A 1,420-nucleotide genomic window follows, 5' to 3' on the forward strand; every position below is an offset into this window, starting at 1 on the left:
CTTGCGGGTGCTGTAACGGGCTCGCCGGGCCGGGAGGGGGTGGGCCAGCACGGCCCGGCCGATGATCCCGGTCAGGTCGACCCGGCCGTCACCCCCGACGGCGGGCAGGATGGCGGTGGCGGTGGCGAGGGTGTCGCGGGCGGCTTCCAGCGCGATGGTGAAGCTGACGCGGTCCGGGTCCAGCCCGCCGGCCGTGGCGGCGTCGGTGATGGTCATCCGCAGGATCTGGTAGACGGCCAGGAGTCCCCAGAGTTCCTGTTCCAGCCCGGGCCGGTCGTGCGAACGCAGCACACGGCCGTGGAGCAGGGTGTGACGCAGGGCGTAGTAGGCCGATTCGATCTCCCACCGCTCGTGGTAGAGACGGACCAGCCGGTCCGCGGGGTCGGCACGGTGATCGAGGAGGGTGGTCAGGAGCCGGTAGCCGCCGGTGACGACCGTTCCGTCGGTGCCGGTGACCGTGACGGCGGCGTCGATCACCCGGAGCCGCAGGCCGGCGATCCGGGTCAGCCAGGACCCGTCGGGCAGCACCGCCAGGACCGGGGGCCGGCGGGTGGCCTTGGCCCGTACCAGGAACTGCGCGTCCGTCCCGGCCACGGCCCCGAGGAACGAGTTGCTGTCGAACCCGCGGTCGGCCAGGACCAGCATCTCGCCGTTCAGCAGGCCTACCAGCTGACGGGCGTAGGTGGTCTCGCCGGTGGCCGTGGGCCCGAACACCGCACCGAGCAGACCCCGGGTCCCGGTCTCGGCCAGGCACATCAGCGCGACCATGGGATATCCGGCCCACCCCATCCGGTACCTGATCTTCCCCAGCCAGGTCCGGTTGACGTCGGGGGCCTTCAGCGAGCTACAGCCGTCGAACGCCACCGTCCGCCAGCGCCGGTACCGCGCACCGGGCGTGGACGGGCCGGCCAGCGGCCCTGCGACCACCTCGAACAGTGCCTTCACCGGGGCGGGCCCGATCCGGCGGCGCAGGTCCCGCAGCGCCTTCTCCGAAGGCGTGACCAGCACCAGGCCGGGCAGGTCCCGCAGCCCGGCCACGAGCTTGTCCCACACACGGGCGTACCCCAGATGCCCGTACAGGCCCAGCGCGAGAACGAAGTACATCCCGACCCGGCTGGGTAGATCACGCACCCGCTGCTGCACACGGCCGGTTTCCGTCAGCACGGCATCGACCAGCTCGAACGGCGCGTGCTGGGTCAGTTCACCCAGATGCCCGGGCGCGAACACCCCCTCGGCGACCGTGAGGGAACGCGTCAGACAGACCGTGGGACACTGAGCAGGCAACGGGACCTCTGGCAGCAGGCGGATCTTGGCGGATCTCCTACCTACCAGCGGTCCCGTTGCGCGTTCACCACCAGCACCACGACACGCCGACGTCCCTTGACAGCCACCAACCACGCCTAACTACGCGGCCTTGGGG

General features: G+C 71.4%; 1 protein-coding gene. It reads right to left on the reverse strand.

What is annotated here, in order from left to right:
- The coding region (locus tag FREUN1FDRAFT_RS39065; protein WP_006545984.1) for an IS4 family transposase at window positions 1-1,284 on the reverse strand (1,284 nt) is incomplete at its 3' end.
- Between the last annotated feature and the right edge of the window lie 136 nt (window positions 1,285-1,420).

Source organism: Parafrankia sp. EUN1f (assembly GCF_000177675.1).
Taxonomy (GTDB): Bacteria; Actinomycetota; Actinomycetes; order Frankiales; family Frankiaceae; genus Parafrankia.